This is a genomic window from Flavobacterium notoginsengisoli (assembly GCF_042686225.1).
Classification (GTDB): domain Bacteria; phylum Bacteroidota; class Bacteroidia; order Flavobacteriales; family Flavobacteriaceae; genus Flavobacterium; species Flavobacterium notoginsengisoli.
The window spans coordinates 186,567-208,251 of the sequence record NZ_JBHUOT010000011.1 but is presented as its reverse complement, the minus strand read 5'-3'; the positions used below and the strand labels follow the sequence as shown (position 1 = coordinate 208,251).

Annotated in this window: 13 protein-coding genes; 8 read left to right on the top strand and 5 right to left on the bottom strand. The window is 35.2% G+C overall.

The window, feature by feature from the left end:
- Positions 1-123 precede the first annotated feature (123 nt).
- Both mscL and ACFS3A_RS21860 read right to left on the bottom strand, forming a co-directional pair.
- Entirely contained in the window at positions 124-501 is a 378-nt protein-coding gene (gene mscL / locus ACFS3A_RS21865; RefSeq protein ID WP_179003922.1) for a large conductance mechanosensitive channel protein MscL, read from the bottom strand.
- Positions 502-569: 68 nt separating this feature from the next.
- On the bottom strand, positions 570-3,038 hold the full coding sequence (locus ACFS3A_RS21860) for a bifunctional UDP-N-acetylmuramoyl-tripeptide:D-alanyl-D-alanine ligase/alanine racemase (protein WP_379827687.1): 2,469 nt from the start codon (positions 3,036-3,038) through the stop codon (positions 570-572).
- Positions 3,039-3,339: 301 nt separating this feature from the next.
- Here ACFS3A_RS21860 and ACFS3A_RS21855 point away from each other — a divergent pair, with 301 nt between their 5' ends.
- Entirely contained in the window at positions 3,340-3,945 is a 606-nt protein-coding gene (locus tag ACFS3A_RS21855) for a hypothetical protein (protein ID WP_379827686.1), read from the top strand.
- Here the strand turns inward: ACFS3A_RS21855 and ACFS3A_RS21850 are convergent.
- The gene (locus ACFS3A_RS21850; RefSeq protein WP_379827685.1) at positions 3,940-4,644 is read right to left on the bottom strand and encodes a porin family protein; all 705 of its coding nucleotides are present in this window, start codon (positions 4,642-4,644) and stop codon (positions 3,940-3,942) included. The genes ACFS3A_RS21855 and ACFS3A_RS21850 overlap by 6 nt on opposite strands.
- A gap of 224 nt (positions 4,645-4,868) precedes the next feature.
- On the opposite strand from ACFS3A_RS21850, the gene ACFS3A_RS21845 reads away from it, so the two are divergent.
- The 4 genes from ACFS3A_RS21845 to ACFS3A_RS21830 all read left to right on the top strand — a co-directional run bounded on the left by ACFS3A_RS21845 (position 4,869) and on the right by ACFS3A_RS21830 (position 11,212).
- Complete coding sequence (locus tag ACFS3A_RS21845; protein WP_379827684.1) at positions 4,869-5,222, top strand: hypothetical protein; 354 nt, start codon at positions 4,869-4,871, stop codon at positions 5,220-5,222.
- 162 nt (positions 5,223-5,384) lie between these two features.
- Positions 5,385-7,592, top strand: a complete 2,208-nt coding sequence (locus ACFS3A_RS21840; RefSeq protein WP_379827683.1) for a TonB-dependent receptor — start codon at positions 5,385-5,387, stop codon at positions 7,590-7,592.
- Positions 7,593-7,815: 223 nt separating this feature from the next.
- Positions 7,816-9,924 (top strand): prolyl oligopeptidase family serine peptidase, encoded by a 2,109-nt coding sequence (locus ACFS3A_RS21835; RefSeq protein WP_379827682.1) that lies wholly within the window; start codon positions 7,816-7,818, stop codon positions 9,922-9,924.
- Positions 9,925-10,216: 292 nt separating this feature from the next.
- Positions 10,217-11,212: a Gfo/Idh/MocA family protein gene (locus ACFS3A_RS21830; RefSeq protein ID WP_379827681.1), complete on the top strand. Its 996-nt coding sequence runs from the start codon at positions 10,217-10,219 to the stop codon at positions 11,210-11,212.
- Positions 11,213-11,393: 181 nt separating this feature from the next.
- Here ACFS3A_RS21830 and ACFS3A_RS21825 read toward each other — a convergent pair whose 3' ends face one another.
- Together ACFS3A_RS21825 and dnaE are read right to left on the bottom strand one after the other, a co-directional pair.
- Positions 11,394-12,347 (bottom strand): outer membrane beta-barrel protein, encoded by a 954-nt coding sequence (locus ACFS3A_RS21825; RefSeq protein WP_379827680.1) that lies wholly within the window; start codon positions 12,345-12,347, stop codon positions 11,394-11,396.
- 177 nt (positions 12,348-12,524) lie between these two features.
- A complete protein-coding gene (gene dnaE / locus ACFS3A_RS21820) occupies positions 12,525-17,054 on the bottom strand; it encodes a DNA polymerase III subunit alpha (RefSeq protein WP_379827678.1) in 4,530 nt (1,509 codons plus the stop codon).
- Between the two features lie 693 nt (positions 17,055-17,747).
- On the opposite strand from dnaE, the gene leuC reads away from it, so the two are divergent.
- From leuC to ACFS3A_RS21805, 3 genes are all read left to right on the top strand, one after another.
- Positions 17,748-19,142, top strand: coding sequence for a 3-isopropylmalate dehydratase large subunit (gene leuC / locus ACFS3A_RS21815; RefSeq protein WP_229353150.1), 1,395 nt, complete (start codon positions 17,748-17,750; stop codon positions 19,140-19,142).
- Positions 19,143-19,250: 108 nt separating this feature from the next.
- Positions 19,251-19,847 carry a 3-isopropylmalate dehydratase small subunit gene (gene leuD, locus ACFS3A_RS21810; RefSeq protein WP_379827676.1) on the top strand — a complete coding sequence of 199 codons (597 nt, stop codon included), beginning with the start codon at positions 19,251-19,253 and terminating at the stop codon, positions 19,845-19,847.
- 252 nt (positions 19,848-20,099) lie between these two features.
- On the top strand, positions 20,100-21,620 hold the full coding sequence (locus tag ACFS3A_RS21805) for an alpha-isopropylmalate synthase regulatory domain-containing protein (protein ID WP_379827675.1): 1,521 nt from the start codon (positions 20,100-20,102) through the stop codon (positions 21,618-21,620).
- The last annotated feature ends 65 nt before the right edge of the window (positions 21,621-21,685 follow it).

The window sequence follows — 21,685 nt, the reverse complement described above, 5'->3', positions numbered from 1 at the left end:
AATAAAAGTCTCTGCAAGGCGATTCACAAAAAATAACAAAATGTTATAAAACAAACATTTTGTAAAAAAAACCGCCTCTTTAGAAGGCGGTTAAGTTAGACTTAGTGTAGCGGTATTATATTTTTATTTATTTTTCAATAAATCTCTAATTTGTATCAATAATTCTTCCTGAGTTGGTCCTGCTGGAGGCGGTGGCGCAACATCTTTCTTTTTAGCGTGGTTCATCGCTTTAATGATCAGAAATAAAACAAAAGCAACGATAATAAAGTTAATTACTGCCGATAGAAACAATCCGTACTTTACACCTCCAAAAGCGGTTAATTGTTCAATTGTCGACAAGTTCGCAGCATCTAAAGCCGGTTTCAACAACAATGGCGTAATTACATCTTCAATAAATGAGCTGACGATTTTACCAAAAGCTGCTCCAATAATTACACCGACAGCCAAATCGACTACGTTGCCTTTCATTGCAAATTCCTTAAATTCTGAAAAAAATCCCATATCGTATCTATTTATATTTATAATAAGTGAATCCCGAAAATACGCAATTTTCTTGAAATTTCTTAAAATTATCTAAAAAATACCCGTTTCACTCTTTGTGAAATACTGGTCATAATCTCGTACGGAATTGTTTTTAAAGCTTCTGCCATCTCAATAACGGTTGGACTTTCGCCAAAAATAATTACCGGATCGCCTTCTTTGCAGTCAATTTCTGAAACATTTACCATTAACATATCCATACAGACACTGCCTACAATTGGTGCTTTTTGATTCTTTATCGTTACAAATCCAACTTCATTTCCCCATAATCTGGAAATTCCGTCTGCATAACCAATCGGGATTGTGGCAATTTTTGTTTCTTTTTGAGCCATAAAACGGCGTCCGTAACCTACGCTGTCTCCCGCAGGAATAACACGAACCTGCGAAATTATGGATTTTAAAGTCCCTACGTTTTCCAAATATTTTTGTTCTCCCGGATCGTTGGAAACACCGTACAAACCAATTCCTAAACGCACCATATTGTATTGTGAATTCGGAAAATTACTAATTCCGGAAGTATTTAAAATATGTCGAATCGGATTTATATTTAATTCGTTCATTAATCGGGAAGACAATTCCTCAAATAATGCAATTTGTTTATTTACAAAATCATAATGTTTTGGATCATCACTGGTAGCTAAATGCGAAAGAATACTTTGAACCCGAACGGCTGAATTTCCTTTTAAGGTTTCAATCAATTCTTCAATTGTATTTTCTTCAAAACCTAAACGATGCATTCCGGTATCGATTTTAATGTGAATCGGAAAATCTTTGAGTTTCTTCTCCCGGGCGATTTTTAAAAACGCATTTAAGCCCTTTATGCTGTAAATTTCAGGTTCTAACTGATATTGAATAATTGAAGGGAAACTGGTCGATTCCGGATTCAGAACCATAATCGGCAATTTTATACCTCCATTTTTCAATGATATTCCTTCATCGGCGAAAGCCACACCTAAATAATCTACTTTATGATGTTCTAATAATTTAGCAATTTCCAGTCCGCCATTTCCATAACCAAAAGCTTTTACCATTACCATCATTTTGACATTTGGAGCCAGTTTTGATTTAAAATAATTAAAGTTGTGACTGATTGCATCCAGATTTATTTCCAAAACTGTTTCGTGTGTTTTCTCTTCCAGAAGCGACACAATTTCTTCAAATTCAAAAGATCTTGCTCCTTTTATCAAAATCGTTTCGTTTTGAAAATTCAGATTTTCAATCGATTCAATAAAATCAGCTGTATTTTGAAACATGATGCTGTTAGGGAATTTAGCTGCAAACGAAGAAATCGTGCTTCCAATGCCAATTACACGATTGATTTTATTATCTGAAATTAACTGCGCTACTTTAGAATATAATTCTTCATTTGAAAAGCCGCTTTGGAAAATATCTGATAAAATAACTGTTTTAGAAGCGTTTTTTTTCTGGCTTTCCAGGAAGTCCAACGCAATTTTTAGGGACTGAAAATCGGAGCTGTAACTATCATCAATGATACTGCAATTATTAATTCCGTTCTTCACTTCCAAACGCATTCTAACGGGATAAAGCATCTCAATTCGGCTTTGAATTGTTGCCTGATCGTAATTAAAATGCAATAAAACCAACAAGCACGAAATAGCATTTTCCAGAGAAGCCGAATCGCTAAACGGAATTTCTAAATCAAAAATTTCATTTTGATATTGATATTGAATAAACGTGTGATCATTTTTACTTTCTTTTTTCAGAATAAAAACGTCTGCCGTTTTATCGGTAAAACTCCATGAAAAAAGCTTTCGCGGATGCATCATATATTCTGCAACAAATTGCGTCAAGCAAGAATCGACAACTTCGTTTTTTTGATAAATAATGATCGGACAATCTTTAAACAAAAGCAATTTTTCATCGATCTTCTGCACTAAATTCAAAAATCCTTCATCGTGCGCAGAACCAATATTGGTTAAAACACCAATATTGGGTTTAATGATTTTTTCCAGTTTTGCCATTTCATTAACTGTAGAAATTCCTGCTTCAAAAATTCCCAAATTGTGTTTTTCATTAATGGCAATTACTGAAAGCGGTACACCAACCTGCGAATTGTAGCTTTTTGGACTTCTTATAATATTATAATCCGGGCTCAATAAAAAATTAAGCCATTCTTTTACAATGGTTTTTCCGTTACTTCCTGTTAATCCGATTACGGGAAAATGAAAAAGATTTCTGTAATAGGCGGCAAATTCCTGTAAGGCTACAAGGGTGTTTTCTACAACAAGAAAATTAGCTTTATCAGACAGGCCTTCCGGAATGTACTGCACAACAAAATTCTGGACTCCTTTTTCTATTAAATCGGGAATAAATAAATGAGCATCGTTATTAACTCCGGCCAGAGCAAAAAACAAGGTTTGAGATCCGTTTTGAAGTGAACGGCTGTCTATTGAAATATGGTCAATAAAAACATCAGTTTTTAACCCCTCGCATTTGGCGTTAAGAACTGAAATCAGGCTTTTTAAATTTAGGCTCATTTAGAAATATCTTTTTTTCAAAATTAAGATATTAAAGACAGAAAAGAGTTGTGATTTTCTTAAAAAAAAGTGCCGCTGTAATTAAAAATGTTGCCACGAATTACACAAATTTTCACGAATTATTTTTTGAAGTTTAGCCACTCCCGATAGCTATCGGGATAAAGGATTAAATTGATTTTTAAATTTTAACAAACTGCTTTTTAGTTAAAATAAATTACAAATGAATTAGTGAAAATTTGTGTAATTCGTGGCAGAAAACATTTATTGAGTATATTTGTTTTTACACACAAATTTGCACGTTTTGAAAAAAATACTCCCTCTTTTCTCCTATATATTACATCCGATTTTTATATCGCTATATGCCACTTTGTTCTATTTGTTCTTTAAAGGAGACCTTTTTAGTACACAAGAAAAATACTTTGTTTTATTGCAGATTTTAGTCATTAATGTAATTGTACCAATCTTGTTTTATTTGTTACTGAAATCAACCGGACATGTAAAATCAATTATGCTCAGTCAGACTTCAGAACGCACCATTCCGTTAATTTTACAATGTTTTTTGTATATTTTACTTGTAAAACGAAGTATCGTTATTACCCGTTATCCGGAGCTTCATTTCTTTTTTCTGGGAGCTTTGTTCAGTGCGATTCTGGCTTTGGTATTTGCTCTTTTTAAAATAAAAGCAAGTTTGCATATGGTTGCCATCTGCGGTTTTGCCATTTTTGTAATTGGTTTAAACATTCACCTTCAAATGCATAATCCGTATTGGCCTGCTTTACTGATTTTATTATCAGGAATTGTGGCTTCATCCCGATTAGAAATGAATGCGCATACTTCGAGGGAAATATTAATTGGACTGTTTGTTGGAATAATGCCGCAGCTTTTATTTTTATACTTGTGGTTATAAAATATAAAATATCAATCCTGCATTTAAGGTTTTCATATTGATTTTTTCTCCCGACAATGTAGTTGCAGAATCAAATAACGGACTTAATCCATAATACAAATAAACATTCCAGGTATTATATCCTGCCGCTAAATAAGGACCGTACTGAAATTTATTGATGGATGCATTATTATTTATTCTATATGTTTTTTCCCCATCATCCAAAATTGAAGAATTGGAGAATACATAACTCAATTTAACACCGCCGTAAATACGCCAAAATTTAGTACTCTCATAAGTTGAGTTTCGCCATCTGAATTCTATAGGAAGATCTACAGAATATTGCCTGTAACGATTGGAAACAAATTGTCCGTAATCGTTTACACCGTAAATAATATTACCATCACCATCTCTTGAAATATTCAAATTTTGAAAATAGTTTTGGTAACTTAATCCTAAACCAGCTGCTATTGCAACAGTTCTTGATTTATTAATTGGCATATCACGCAAAAAACCACCTGAAAGTCCCAAAGAAAATTTATTCTGTTTAAAAGCAATTGGAATATCGGTAAACATATTATAAGTAACCGAAAAATAAAACTGATCTTCCCGATACAAAGAATCTATTTTTACTACAGGCTTTACCTCTGGTTTAACTTCTTCTTGTGCAAAAGAGCTAAAAAAAGTGAGTAAAAAAAAGCAGCTAAAAATAATTCGCATATCGTAAGTTTGTTTTTATAAGGATTTCTAAAATAAACGTTTTTGTACACTCATTTATTTCATATACAAATATAACATAATGCTTTTTCTGGCGACGATAAGATGTATAAATATTCTTATTTTGATTACAAATAAAATTAATCGTTGCATATTTTTCAATAAATCGTCTGACAGAGGTAAAAAATAAACGAATTTTCTTTTTATGTTTTATACCTTTGCAGGAAATGAAGAAAAAACAGCTCATATTAAGTTTATCTTTTGCTGTGACAATATTGTTCTCTATATTGTTTCAGTCTGTACACAGTTATGAGCATATCGTAAAACAGCTTTCAGAAAAACAGTGTCATCATAATTATAATGATCCTAATGGCGAAATAACGCACCAACATCATGATTACGATGTTTGTTTTGTTTGTCATTTTGCTTTTGAATCGTTTATTATCCCGCAGGATTTCTCTTTTCAATTTCATTCTTATGACAGAGAAACTCCCTATTTCTTTCCTGTTTCAGAGAAGATTTTTTCGGTTTCAATTACTTCATATTTCTTACGCGGGCCTCCTGCTGTTATAGTTTCTTAAGTTTTCGTTTTTCAAGAAAAAACACATTCTTTTTTAAATTTAAATTCATACAACAATGAGTTTTCTAATCCTGTTTCTATAATCGGGATCAGAATGCTTTGCTGTTTGTTTTGGTTTTTATTTAAAAAGAAAAAAATCATTTAACTATAGCATCATTTTCAAATGAAAAAATTTATAATTGCCCTTATTTTAGGGTTTTCGGGCGTTCTTACTGCCCAAAATTCGGTTTCCGGAATTGTGACCGACACACAAAATAATCCATTGCCCGGTGTTTCTGTTTATGCCCCCGAAGTTCACAAAGGAACTACTACAGATGCAAACGGAAAGTACGAATTAAACAATCTTCCAAACGGAAGTCTCAGACTAGCTTTTACTTATGTTGGATATGCCAATCAAAATAAAACTATTGTAAAATTACTGAAGCAAAATACTTTAGACGTTACGCTTGAAGAATCTATTTTAGAAATGGACGAGGTTGTCGTTTCTACTCCTTTTAATAAATTACAATCACAAAACGTAATGAAAATTGAGCACGAGAGTATCAAAACATTACAACAAAAAGGAACCTCAACTTTAATCGAAGGTTTAGCAACAATTCCTGGGGTTTCTCAGATTTCGACCGGAACTTCTATTGGAAAACCTGTAATTCGTGGTTTAAGCGGAAATCGTGTTTTAGTTTATTCACAAGGTGTTCGTATCGAAAATCAGCAATTTGGGGACGAACATGGTTTAGGTTTAAATGATGCCGGAATCGAAAGTGTTGAAGTCATTAAAGGACCTGCTTCTTTATTATATGGTTCTGATGCTTTGGGTGGAGTTTTATATTTTAATCCTGAAAAATTTGCTGATGCCGGTGATTTTAAAGCTAATTTCAGTCAAAAATATTTTACCAATACACAAGGAAGCAATTCTTCTATCGGATTAAAAACTTCTACAGACAACTGGAAATTCTTAGCTCGCGGAAGTTACAATACGCATTCTGATTACAAAATTGCTGACGGCGATCGTGTAACGAATTCACGTTATAATGAAACTGATTTTAAAACCGGAATTGGATACAGCAACTCCACTTTTTCTAGTGTTTTAAGATACAACTACAACAAACTGGATATCGGAATTCCCGAAGATGGAATTGCAGAACAATCTTCAAGCAAAGACACTCAGTTTCCGAGACAGGGAATTTTCAATCATTTATTAAGTTTGAACAATGTTATCTTTTTTGAAAACTCTAAACTGGATGTTGATTTAGGTTACATCGCTAATGACAGAAGTGAATTTGAAGACAGTAACGAAGCTTCGCTTCACATGAAACTGAACACTTTCAATTACAATGCAAAATATCATTTCCCTAAATTCGGAAAAATCGAAACTATTGTAGGAGTTCAGGGAATGCACCAAACGAATAAAAATTCTGGTGAAGAATATTTAATTCCGGATGCAACCACAAATGATTTTGGAGTTTTTGGAACAGCAAATTACGAATGGAACAACAACGTTCTACAAGCCGGATTGCGTTTTGACAACAGAAACGTTTCTTCAATTGCGCACGGAACAGAAGGTGAAGAAGGATATTTTTTACCTCTTGATAAATCTTTTGACAGTTTTAATGCTTCTTTGGGATATAAAACAAAACTGGCTGAACCACTAACGCTACGTTTGAATGTTGCAACAGGATTTAGAGCGCCAAACTTAGCTGAGTTAACTTCAAATGGTGTTCATGAAGGAACAAATCGTTACGAAATTGGAAATGCAAATCTAAAAACAGAACAAAACGTTCAGACCGATTTAAATTTAGAATATAAAAACACCCATTTTGAGTTCTTCGTTAACGGATTTTACAATCACGTAAACAATTATATCTACACTTCACCAACCGGAGAAGTTCTGGACGACAATGATGTGTTTGCTTATGTTCAGGATAATGCACAATTGTATGGTGGTGAAGTTGGTTTACACTTTCATCCACATCCTTTAGACTGGTTGCATTTTGAAACTAGTTTTGAAACGGTTACAGGTAAAAAAGAAAACAAAGATTATCTTCCTTTGATTCCTGCTAACAACTGGAATAATACACTTAGAACTGAATTCAATATCAAAAACTGGTTAAGCGAAGGTTTTGCCTCCCTGAATGTTTCTTCAACTTTCAGCCAGGATAATGTAAGCGGATTTGAAACGGCTTCTAAAGGTTATACTTTGGTAAATTTAGGTTTTGGAGGAACTGTTAAATTAGGAAAAACAGCTTTTGACATTAACTTAAACGGAAACAATTTATTTGATAAAAAATACATTGCGCACCTTTCTAGATTGAAAACAGACGGTATTCCAAACATTGGAAGAAACATCGTTTTGGGAGTCAATTTTAATTTATAATCTTTATTTAACCGCAAAGCACGCTAAGTTTTATTTTAATTAGTAACGCTTAAAAGAATCTCGCAAAGACTCGAAGTCGCAAAGAAATTTTAAAACTTTGCGTCTCTGCGTCTTTGCGAGATTAATTTTTCCTGCTTTGCGTAATACTTAGCGTACTTTCCGGTTAATAACACAACAATCTCACAAAAAGTACTATTTTTGTTACAACAGATAAAAACTAACTATGAAAAAAACTTTTTTATTAATGGCAATCACAACTGCAGGAATTTCATTTGCACAAAACAAAATCAAATATCCCGAAACTAAAAAAGGGGAAACTGTAGATGTATATTTTGACACTAAAGTAAGCGATCCTTACCGTTGGCTTGAAGATGACAAATCTGCCGAAACCGGAGCCTGGGTAAAAGCTGAAAACGAAGTAACTTACGCTTATTTAGATAAAATTCCATTTCGTTCAGCACTTAAAGAACGAATGGAACAACTCTGGAACTACGAAAAAATTGGCGCTCCGTTTACAGAAGGAAAATTTACTTATTATTCTAAAAACAACGGACTTCAGAATCAATCGGTAGTATACAGAAAAGGAAAAGACGGTAAAGATGAAGTTTTCCTTGATCCAAATACTTTCTCTAAAGATGGAACTACTTCTCTTGGTGGTTTAAATTTTTCGAAAGATGGAAACAAAGCCGCTTATTCTATTTCTGAAGGTGGAAGTGACTGGAGAAAAGTAATCCTTATTGATGCTTTGTCTAAAAAAGTTTTAGAAGATACTTTAGTCGATGTAAAATTCAGTGGCGTGTCGTGGTACAAAAATGAAGGTTTTTACTACTCTAGCTATGACAAACCTAAAGGAAGTGAATTATCTGCCAAAACAGATCAGCACAAATTGTATTTCCATAAATTGGGAACTTCTCAAAAAGACGATAAAGTGATTTTTGGTGCCGATCAGAAAAGAAGATATGTTGGCGGTTATGTTACAGAAGATGATCGTTATTTAATTATTACTGCGGCTAATTCAACTTATGGGAATGAATTATATATTAAAGATCTGACGAAACCGAATAGTCCAATCGTTACAATTGTAGATAATTTCAACAGTTCCAATTCTATTATTGAAAACGAAGGCAGCAAGTTATTTATAGAAACTGACCTAAACGCTCCTAATGTTCGTGTGGTTACTGTAGATGCTAATAATCCTAAAGTAGAAAACTGGAAAGATTTTATCAAAGAAACAGAGAATGTTTTATCGCCTTCAACTGGTGCAGGATATTTCTTTGCTAATTACACAAAAGATGCTGTTTCGTTTGTGCAACAATATGATTACAACGGAAAATTAATTCGTGAAATCAAACTTCCTGCTGTGGGAACTGCCGGAGGTTTTGGCGGAAAAAAAGAAGAAAAGATCTTGTATTACAGTTTTACAAATTACACAACTCCGGGAAGCATTTATTCTTTTGAACCAAAATCAGGTAAATCTGAAATTTATCAGAAACCAAAAGTGGATTTCAAAAGTGAAGATTATGAATCAAAACAGGTTTTCTACACTTCAAAAGACGGTACAAAAGTTCCTATGATTATTACTTATAAAAAAGGAACAAAACTGGATGGCAAAAATCCAACAATCTTATACGGTTACGGTGGGTTCAATATTAGTTTAACACCAAGTTTCAGCATTGCAAATGCAGTTTGGATGGAAAACGGAGGGGTTTATGCTGTTGCCAACTTGAGAGGTGGTGGCGAATACGGAAAGAAATGGCACAATGCAGGAACTAAACTTCAAAAACAAAATGTATTTGATGATTTTATCGCTGCTGCCGAATATCTAATTGCTCAGAAATATACTTCCTCAGATTATTTAGCTATTCGCGGAGGATCTAACGGAGGATTATTAGTAGGAGCAACAATGACACAACGTCCTGATTTGATGAAAGTAGCATTGCCAGCAGTTGGGGTTATGGATATGCTTCGTTACAATGCTTTTACAGCAGGTGCAGGATGGGCTTTTGATTACGGAACGGCTCAGGATAACAAAGAAATGTTCGAATATTTAAAAGGATATTCTCCTGTTCATAACGTTAAAAAAGGAACAAATTACCCTGCAACAATGGTAACAACAGGAGATCATGATGATCGTGTAGTTCCGGCACACAGTTTTAAATTTGCTTCTGAATTACAGGAAAAACAAACAGGAGATAATCCGGTTTTAATTAGAATTGATGTTAAAGCAGGACACGGTGCAGGAAAATCTGTTGCGGCTACAATTCAGGAAAATGTAGACATTCAGGCTTTCACGCTTTACAATATGGGTTTTAAAGCTTTGCCTTCAAAATAAGACTTTAAACTGATTTTTTTTAGCCACGTAATTCACAAATTATTTTTGTGAATTTGTGGCTTTTTATTTTGCCACTAATTACTCTAATTTCCACTAATTTAAATTGAGGAAAATCCCATTTATATATTTTTTGCCACAGATTAAAAGGACTAAAATGATTTTAATATCTATGCGTTTACTTTAGTAATACTGTGAAAATTCTTTTAATATGTGGCAAAAAAAAGAATTCGTGGAAATTAGTGCAATTCGTGGCAAACCTTTTTTTAAATTTGAGAAACTAAAAACTTAATCAATGGAAATTATAAAATGGGGAATTATTGGCTGTGGAAACGTAACTGAAGTTAAAAGCGGACCAGCTTTTCAGAAAGCACCAAATTCTGCTTTAGTTGCTGTTATGCGCCGAGATGCTGCCTTAGCAGAAGATTATGCCAAACGTCATAACGTTCCGAAATGGTATTCCAATGCAATTGATTTAATAAACGATCCGGAAGTTGATGCAGTTTATATCGCTACTCCTCCATCCTCTCATAAAGAATATACTATTTTATGTGCCAAAGCAGGAAAACCTGTTTATGTAGAAAAACCAATGGCCTTAACTTTTGAAGAGTGTAACGAAATGATCAGCGTCTGCAAAGAAAACAATGTTCCTTTGTTTGTTGCTTATTACAGAAGAGCTTTACCTCGTTTTTTAAAAATAAAAGAATTGATTGACAAAGGCAAACTTGGAACAATAAGACATGTAAATTGTGTTTTGTATCATCCTTTTGAAGCTCGTTACGATGACGAAATCAATCTTCCGTGGACAGTGCTGCCTCATATCTCAGGAGGCGGAATTTTTGTTGATCTGGCTTGTCATACTTTAGATTTCCTTGATTTTGTTTTAGGTCCAATAAAATCAGTTCGCGGACATGCAACTTCACAACTAAAGGCATATCCTGCAGAAGATGCAGTCTCGATGTCTTTTTTATTTGAAAACGGAATTCACGGTTCCGGAATATGGAATTTTGCGAGTTTTGAACGTTATGATAACACCGAGATTGTGGGTGATAAAGGAAAAATCTCTTTTTCGACTTTCGGAAATGACCCAATACATATTCAATATGCAAATGGAGAAAAAGAAAGTATTACAATCGAAAATCCGTTACACATTCAACAGCCGTTTATAGAAACTGTTATTTCTGAATTATTAAGAAAAGAAAATTCGTCTCCATCAAAAGGAGTTTCTGGTTCAAGAACTACTTGGGTCATTGATCAGGTTTTAAAGGAGTTTAGAGAGGTTTCTAAATAATATTTACGCAGTTTTGTCATTTCGACCGCAGGAAGAAATCACACTAGCAACTCCGTACAGAACGTCTCCAATCTTTGTCGAATCCCGCGTGTGATTTCTCCCTGCGGTCGAAATGACAAAATACAAGAAGAGGATATTCGAAAGAATATCCTCTTCTTGTAAACTATAATATGGAATAAAATTACAGACTGTATTTTAAACCAAATGTTAAACCAATACCTGAAATTCCAACAAACGAACTAATATCATCTGTAGCTCTTGTATCATCAAAGCCTGCAGCATTAGTTACTTTGCTATTAGAACTTGTAGTCAATTGACTTACATAATTAGTGTGGATTGCAGAATAAGAAGCATCTTGTCTAAAAGTAGTAGGTGTATGTAATTTGTCAACTCCATTTTCAGTAAATACAGTTGTTTCTTTAGTTTTACCATGAACAGTAAAATTTCTGTATTCAATCTCAGCAAATAAAGCTATTTTTTTACCTATTTTATAAGACGTTCCTACTGCCGCCATAAAACCAATTGTTGGATTAGGTTTTACAACATCTTCTGAATATGTTTTTGCTACTGTTGATGGCCCATTTGGTGTTGCAGCATAATACTCGCGATTTGTCTCAATAGTTAAATCACCATGAATAGGAACAATAACTCCTACTTTTGTATACGGCTCAAACCCTTTAGCCTCTCCTAAAAATAATACTAATGAAGGAGATAAATCCCAAGCTCTTATTTTCCCTACAGCATCACCAGTTACGAAAATATTTGCTGGAGTAGTAGCAACTAAACGATTTGTAGTTTCAACCATTAATTTATCAGCACTAGAATAATAGTTAATTCCCATCTCAACTCCTAATCGAGTTGTAAAACGGTAACCTGCAGTTAATCCTGAACGGAAACCTTCTCCAAATGAACCGTGATTTGTTTTTCTAGAAATTAATGTAGTTCCATTAGAACCGTAAACATCTGTATTAGGTAATGCACCATTTACAATTGGAAACTCTGTAGCGGCTGTTTGAATAAAATAAGATCCACCTAATTTAAAATACCAGCTTTCTGGTTTGTCTGCTTTTTCTGTTTGCGCCATCATGGTCATTGAGCAAACTAATAATCCCAATAAAAATAGGTTCTTTTTCATAATTCTGATTTAATTAATTTATACAAACTTAGAACATTAAACACATTCTTACAATTTGTAAAGTTAGACTTGGAACGAAATCGTTGTAATTTCGGGCAATATTACTAAAAAACTATTATGCATGCATATTTTTAACATAAAAAATTAACATGTGTTTAAATTTTAACTGTTAATTTTTTAGTTCAATTTAAAATTAATCTGCATTTTCTCCAGTTCCTGCAATAATTCAGCTGAAATTTTGACCTTTATACGACGACTCGGCATCGTTAATTTGGTTACTACTTTTATTTCCTCAACTTCATTTACTTCTTGAATCTTAGTATCTTCCATCGTACTATCTTCATTTTCAGCTTCAAAAACGGCATCTTCTGCTTCAAAATCGGTTGGCGTTTCTACCTCAACGAGTTTCTTTATTTTTTCCAACTCCATGATTTCAAAAGTCACAGAATTATCTCCTTTATTTTCAGCAAATAAATGACTCAATTTATGAATAAACTCCGGATGAAGATCCTTGATGTTCAGCAACAAGATTAATTTTTTAGCGAAAGCTTCTAAAATATCCTGCAACTGACGAATCTCTACAAACTGCATTCTCGGATCCGACTTTTTACCTGTATCATGGTTTACCCATCCATCTTTTATCAAAATTTTCAAAAAGGCAAAATTGTTCTGAATTAAGAAATGGCGGAATTTCAGATATTCTTCACCAAAAATCTTAAACTCATAACTTTCATCATAACCTTCTAAATTGAATGCCGCCCAGCCTTTTCCGTTTTTAGCAACACGATGCTGAACATTATTGATAATTCCGGCAAAGTGCAAATTCTTTCCAACATATTCATTCATGCTCTTTAAAGATTCTAAACGAGCATTGCAGAAATATTTCATTTCGAACCTAAAATCGTCAAGTGGATGTCCGGAAATATAGATTCCGACAACTTCCTTTTCTTTGGCCAGTTTTTCCATTGTACTCCAGTCTTCGCATGGAGGAACAACAGGTTCTGCAATCTGTACTTCACTCGCTTCTCCAAACAAACTTACTTGTGATGAATTTTCATTTTCCTGAAACTTCGATCCATAACGCATTGCTTTTTCGTAGAAAGTGATTCCGTCGCCATCATCGTGGAAATACTGTGCTCTGGTCGTTCCTTCAAAAGAATCAAAACCTCCGGCAAGCGCTAAGTTTTCGATTGCTTTTTTGTTGGCAGCACGCAAATCAATTCGCTTTGCCAAATCAAAAATTGATTTATATCTTCCGTCTTTTCTGTTTTCTACAATTGTTTCTACGGCTCCGGATCCAACACCTTTAATTGCTCCCATTCCGAAACGAACGGCATAATCATCGTTTACGGTAAATTTATAGTACGATTCGTTTACATCTGGCCCCAAAACTTGTAATCCCATACGTTTACATTCTTCCATGAAGAACGAAACCTGTTTGATATCGTTCATGTTGTTCGAAAGTACCGCAGCCATATATTCAGCAGGATAATGCGCTTTCAAATAAGCCGTTTGGTACGCAATCCAGGCATAACAAGTCGAGTGTGATTTGTTGAAGGCGTAACTCGCAAAGGCTTCCCAGTCTTTCCAGATTTTCTCCAGAACTTTTGCGTCGTGACCTTTTGCCGCTGCTTGTTCTACGAACTTCGGCTTCATTTTATCTAGTACGTCTTTTTGTTTCTTACCCATTGCTTTACGCAAAACGTCGGCCTCACCCTTTGTAAATCCAGCCAAAGACTGAGACAAAAGCATTACCTGCTCTTGGTAAACCGTAATTCCGTAGGTTTCAGATAAATATTCGGCACAGGCATCTAAATCGTATTTGATTTCCTCATCGCCGTTTTTTCTTCGAACGAAAGAAGGAATATACTCCAAAGGTCCCGGACGATAAAGGGCATTCATGGCAATTAAATCTCCAAAAACCGTTGGTTTAAGATCTTTCATGTATTTCTGCATTCCAGGTGACTCGTATTGGAAGATTCCAACCGTTTCACCTCTTTGGAAAAGTGCATACGTTTCTTCATCATCAATCGGAAATGTATCTGGATCCAGATCAATATTCGTTCTGTATTTTACCAGTTTTACAGTATCTTTTATCAGCGTAAGGGTCTTCAGACCCAAGAAGTCCATTTTCAACAATCCGGCACTTTCTGCAACCGAGTTATCGAACTGTGTTACATATAAATCCGAATCTTTTGCTGTGGTTACAGGAACATAATTTGTAATATCAGATGGCGTAATAATTACCCCACAGGCGTGAATTCCCGTATTACGCATCGATCCTTCCAAGATTTTTGCCTGCTGAATCGTTTCTCCTGCCAAATCATCTTCATTGGCAATGGCGATCAATTCTTTTACATTGTCAAATTCGTCCGAACGAAGTGCTTTTTTAACCTCATCTTCACTCTCTGAAATAAAACGAGCCAAATTCCATTTGGACGGCATCATCCCTGGAATCAGCTTGGCAATTCTATCGGCTTCAAATAATGGTAAATCCAGTACACGCGCCGTATCACGAATCGCCGATTTGGTTGCCATTTTACCATAAGTGATAATCTGTGCCACCTGTTTTTGACCGTATTTATTGATTACGTATTCCATTACACGTCCACGCCCCTCGTCATCAAAGTCAATATCAATATCGGGCATGGATACACGGTCAGGATTTAGGAAACGCTCAAAAAGTAAGTCGTATTTAATAGGGTCAATATTGGTAATTCCAAGGCAGTATGCAACGGCAGAACCCGCTGCAGATCCACGGCCAGGACCAACCGATACGTCCATTTTTCTTGCTTCAGCAATGAAATCCTGTACGATTAGGAAATACCCTGGATATCCTGAGTTTGAAATCGTCATTAACTCAAAGTCCAAACGTTCCTGAATCGATTCGGTAATTTCGCCGTATCTTCTTTTTGCCCCTTCCATTGTAAGGTGACGCAAGTATTTATTTTCTCCACGTACACCACCGTCTTCTTCATCTTCGGGAACCATAAATTCGTCGGGGATTTCGAATTTCGGAAGTAATACATCACGATAAAGCGAATATCCTTCAACCTTATCAATAATTTCCTGAATATTGATAATCGCTTCCGGCAAATCAGCAAAAAGTTTTTTCATCTCGTCTTGCGACTTGAAATAATATTCCTGATTTGGAAGTCCGTAACGGTAACCACGTCCACGTCCAATAGGTGTTGCCTGCTTTTCACCATCTTTTACGCAAAGTAAAATATCGTGCGCATTGGCATCTTCTTTATTTAAATAATAAGTATTGTTGGTAGCAATTAACTTTACATCGTGTTTTCTAGAAAACTCAATCAGGGTTTTATTTACACGATTCTCATCTTCCTGATTGTGGCGCATCACTTCCAGATAGAAATCTTCGCCAAACTGTTCTTTCCACCAAATCAACGCTTCTTCGGCTTGATTTTCACCGATGTTCAGGATTTTACTCGGAATTTCTCCATATAAATTCCCGGACAAAACCATAATATCGCCTTTGTATTGCTCGACAATCTTGCGGTCAATCCTCGGAACATAGTAGAATCCGTCTGTATACGCAATCGAAGCCATTTTAGCGAGGTTGTGATAACCGGCTTTATTTTTAGCCATCAAAACAACCTGATAACCGTTGTCTTTTTTGGATTTATCTAAGTGATTTTCGCAGATATTAAATTCACATCCTACAATTGGTTTTACTTCAGTTTCTGTTGGCTCTTCTCCAGCTTCAACCAAAGCTTTATTTTTTCCAGACGCCGCTTTGTTGTGGTTCATAACGGCGCTCACAAAATGGAAAGCTCCCATCATGTTTCCAGTATCCGTCATCGCAACAGCCGGCATTCCATTTTTAGCTGATGCTGCAACAATATTCCCAATTCCGATAGTCGATTGAAGAACCGAAAACTGCGTATGATTGTGCAAATGCGCAAATTTCGCCGCTTTAAAATCGGCTTTATCTTCTTCTGAAACGACATTTTGTGTATCTTCTCCAGCTAAAGCTTTAAGCTGTTCTCTGATTTTATCAGAAGCCGCTTTTAAGTTGATGTGTTTTAAACCAATTAACTTAAATGGTTCAAAATTTCTCTCCTGAAATTCTTTAAAATACTCTTTTGGAACATCAAGCTCTTCTTTGGTAAAAACTTCTCTTCTAACCAATTCAAGAAAACAACGCGTAGTTGCCTCAACGTCGGCAGTTGCGTTGTGCGCTTCCGCGAAAGGCTGATCGAAAAGATAGCTGTGTAATTCGGTCAGAGTCGGCAATTTGAATTTTCCTCCACGACCTCCGGGAAGCTGTAATAGCGAAGCGGTAACTTCGGTACAGGTATCCAAAACAGGCATTGAAGCCATTTGAGACTCCACTCCCATTCTATGGAATTCTGCTCCCATAATATTAACGTCAAAACCTAAATTCTGTCCAACGATGAATTTGGTTTTGCTTAAAGCAATATTGAATTTCTCTAAAACTTCGGCCAAAGTGATTCCATCGGCTTCAGCCAATTCAGTTGAGATTCCGTGAATACGTTCAGCATCATACGGAATGTTAAATCCTTCTGGTTTTACCAAATAATCCTGATGTTCGATAAGCTGTCCCATTTCGTCATGCAACTGCCAGGCAATTTGTATACAGCGAGGCCAGTTATCAGAATCGGTTATTGGGGCATCCCAGCGTTTTGGTAATCCGGTTGTTTCGGTATCGAATATTAAATACATAGAGTTGTAAAAAGTCAAATTTTAAAATTGCTTCGCCAGTTCGCTTCGCTTGTGTCCAAATTCTAAATCTTTTGCGTTACAAAACACTGATAACATGAAACATAACAAAATGCGAAATAAAAAATGGAGGAAGTCCAAATTTACGCTTTTTTTGGAGATTGAAAACGGATAATTTCTTAAAAAGGCATTCTTATTTATTCATCAGATTTTCTCTTAAAATTCATAAAATTTCACAAAAATACACCTCTTGGATGTCGTAGTATTTTGACCTTTTATTGAATCTAAATAACACTCGAAAAACTCCTTTGAAAGCTTTAAAAAACAAAAAAAGCAGCTGTATTACAAAGAAATCAAAAACTAACAATTATTACTATTTTCATACATTTTGTTAGATTTTTTCAAATAAAACCTTGTATTTTATAGTGATTTAGAGGTAAATTTGCAAACTATTAAAACAAAAAACAAACAAGAAAAATTAAAGCCGAAAAAGAAAAAGCAAATCAGTTTCTTTATCATTTTTCTGTCAAATTTTAGTCTGCAAAAGCGGTTTCGCAATTTGTAAATTAGTTTGGGTATCGTATATAATGAAATATCGAAATTGACGCTTTTTTATCTTTTTTTACTTTTGTTTTGCTATTATAATGAACAGGGAATTGCTGTGGTTATAGAAATTACAATTAAAAAAAATAAAAAATGAGTAAGACATTATTTGACAAAGTATGGGATTCACATGTTGTGCGTAAAATTGAAGATGGGCCAGATGTGTTTTTTATTGACCGCCATTTCATTCATGAAGTTACGAGTCCTGTTGCTTTTTTAGGATTAAAATCAAGAGGCGTTAACGTTTTATACCCACAGCGTACTTTTGCAACTGCCGACCACAATACACCAACCATAAACCAACATTTACCAGTTCAGGATCCGCTTTCTGCAAATCAGCTTCAAGCTCTTGAAGATAATGCTAACGAATACGGAATTTCGCACTGGGGATTAGGTCACCAAAAAAATGGAATTGTACACGTAGTTGGTCCTGAAAACGGAATTACTTTGCCAGGTGCTACTATTGTATGTGGAGATTCGCATACGTCTACTCACGGTGCTTTTGGAGCAATTGCTTTTGGTATTGGAACATCTGAGGTTGAAATGGTGCTTTCTACACAATGTATCATGCAACCTAAACCAAAGAAAATGCGTATTAACGTAAACGGACAGCTTAGTAAAGGTGTTGGTCCAAAAGACGTTGCACTTTATATTATTGCGCAATTAACTACTTCTGGAGGTACTGGTTATTTTGTTGAATATGCCGGTGATGTTTTTGAAAACATGACTATGGAAGGCCGTATGACAGTTTGTAATTTAAGTATCGAAATGGGTGCTCGTGGAGGTATGATTGCTCCTGACCAAACTACTTTCGATTTCCTTGAAGGAAGATTATACGCTCCAAAAGGAGAAGCCTGGACAAAAGCTGTTGAATACTGGAAAACTTTAAAAACTGATGCTGATGCTGTGTTTGATGCTGAATTAAACATCAAAGCGGAAGATATTGAACCAATGATTACTTATGGTACTAACCCAGGAATGGGAATTGGTATCACAAAACATATCCCAAGTGCAAATCAAGTTGAAGGTGGTGAGGAAACTTACAAGAAATCTTTGGCTTATATGGGCTTCAACGAAGATGATGTAATGATTGGAAAACAAATCGATTACGTTTTCTTAGGAAGTTGTACAAACGGACGTATTGAAGATTTTAGAGCTTTTGCTGAAATTGTAAAAGGAAGAAAAAAAGCAGATAATGTTACGGCTTGGTTAGTTCCGGGTTCTCACGTTGTTGAAGCGCAGATTAAAGAAGAAGGAATTTTAGATATTTTGACTGAAGCAGGTTTCGTATTACGTCAGCCGGGTTGTTCTGCTTGTTTAGCAATGAACGACGACAAAGTCCCTGCTGGAAAATATGCAGTAAGTACTTCAAACAGAAACTTTGAAGGTCGTCAAGGTCCTGGTTCAAGAACGCTTTTAGCTTCTCCAATTATGGCGGCAGCGGCAGCAGTTACTGGAAAATTAACTGACCCTAGAGAATTATTTTAATTCTCGCTGTAAGCTTTAAGCAATTGGCTTTAAGCTAAAAACTCAATACATAATACACACTGTAGGAAAAGCCTAAAGCTTACAGCCTACAGCCTAAAGCAAAAAACAATGGCATACGATAAATTTAATATACTTACAAGCAGCGGAGTTCCGTTGCCAATTGAGAACGTAGATACAGATCAAATCATTCCGGCTCGTTTCTTAAAAGCTACAAAACGTGAAGGTTTTGGAGACAATCTTTTTAGAGACTGGAGATACAATGGAGACGATACTCCAAAAGCAGATTTCGTTTTAAACAATTCAACTTACAGCGGAAAAATTCTTGTTGGAGGAAAAAACTTCGGTTCAGGATCTTCAAGAGAACACGCTGCTTGGGCAGTTTACGATTACGGATTTCGTGCTGTAGTTTCTAGTTTCTTTGCTGATATCTTCAAAGGAAACTGTTTGAATATTGGTGTTTTGCCAGTACAAATCAGCCCTGAGTTTTTGGAAAACATTTTCAAAGCTATCGAAGCTGATCCTAAAACAGAATTAGAAATCAATCTTCCAGACCAAACCATTACTTTATTGTCAACTGGCGAGCAAGAATCTTTTGCTATCAACGGATACAAAAAGAATAACATGATTAATGGTTTTGACGACATTGATTATTTACAAGATATGAAGGAAGACATTAAGGCTTTCGCTGATAAACTTCCTTACTAATAGAAATATCATTCAGTCTATTAGACCCGACAGGCTTCAAAACCTCTCGGGTCTTTCTAGAATAAATAGGACGCGGATGAAACTGATTTGCTATAGCAAGAACACGGATTAACGCGGATTTTTATTTTATCTAAATAATAAAAAATCCGTTTTTATCAGCGTCTTCGCGATAGCGAATCCGTAAAATCAGTGTTCAAATTAAGTATTAGGATATCAAAAATATCCACCCCTTAAGAAATATAGAATATCAATATGGAAAAAAGAAAAATTGAAATAATGGATACGACACTCCGTGATGGCGAACAAACATCAGGAGTCTCATTTTCTGCTGCAGAAAAACTAACCATTGCACAATTGTTGTTAGAGGAATTAAATATTGATAGAATTGAAATTGCTTCGGCGCGTGTGAGCGAAGGAGAATTTCAGGCTGTAAAAGGCATAACTTCATGGGCTGAAGAAAAAGGGTATATTGACAGAATTGAAGTTCTTACGTTTGTTGACGGAGGCGTTTCAATTGACTGGATGAAAAAAGCGGGTGCAAAAGTGCAGAATTTATTGACCAAAGGTTCAATGAATCACTTAACGCATCAATTAAAAAAAACTCCGGAACAACATTTTTCTGAAATTGCCGAAATTATTGCTTTAGCTAAAGAAAATAATATTGAAACCAACGTTTATCTGGAAGACTGGAGCAACGGAATGCGAAATTCTCAAGATTATGTTTTTCAATTTCTGGATTTCTTAGCAACGCAGCCTATTAAAAGAGTTTTACTTCCTGACACTTTAGGGGTTTTAATTCCGTCTCTAACTTTTGAATTTATTTCAAAAATCAGAGCAAAATATCCAAACATTCATTTTGATTTCCATGCACACAACGACTACGATTTAAGCGTTGCGAATGTTATGGAAGCCATAAAAGCGGGAATAAACGGACTTCACGTAACAGTAAACGGAATGGGCGAACGCGCCGGAAATGCGCCGCTTGAAAGTACCGTTGCTGTCATAAATGATTATCTGCCAGAAGTAAAAATCAATATCAAAGAAACATCTTTGTACTCTGTAAGCAAACTGGTAGAAACCTTTACTGGTTACAGAATTCCAGCTAATAAACCAATTGTTGGAGATAATGTTTTCACACAGACAGCAGGAATTCACGCTGACGGAGACAATAAAAACAATCTTTATTTTAATGATCTTCTTCCGGAACGTTTTGGAAGAAAAAGAAAATACGCCCTCGGAAAAACTTCAGGAAAAGCCAATATCGAAAAAAATCTTCAGGAATTAGGTTTAAAATTAAACAACGAAGATTTGAAATTGGTTACCCAAAGAATTATCGAATTGGGCGACAAAAAAGAAACCGTAACCAAGGAAGATCTGCCATACATTATTTCTGATGTTTTGGACAGTCATACTTACGAAGAAAAAATTACCATAAATTCTTATATGCTGGTTCATTCTAAAGGAATGCGCCCATCTACGACTTTATCTTTAAATTTAAACGGAGAAATAATCGAAGAAAACGCACAGGGAGACGGTCAGTTTGATGCTTTTATGAATGCTTTATCGAAGATTTACAAAAGCAAAAAATTGACGCTTCCAAAATTGATTGATTATGCGGTAAGAATCCCTCCAGGAAGTAGTTCTGACGCCTTGTGCGAGACCATTATCACCTGGATCAATAACGGAAAAGAATTCAAAACCCGCGGATTAGACTCAGATCAAACCGTTGCAGCGATTATTGCAACACAAAAAATGTTGAATATAGTTACTTAATATAAGGGACAAAGGTTCAAAGTTGCAAAGGCACAGAGGTTTTTACCTGCTTTCAAAACTTTGAA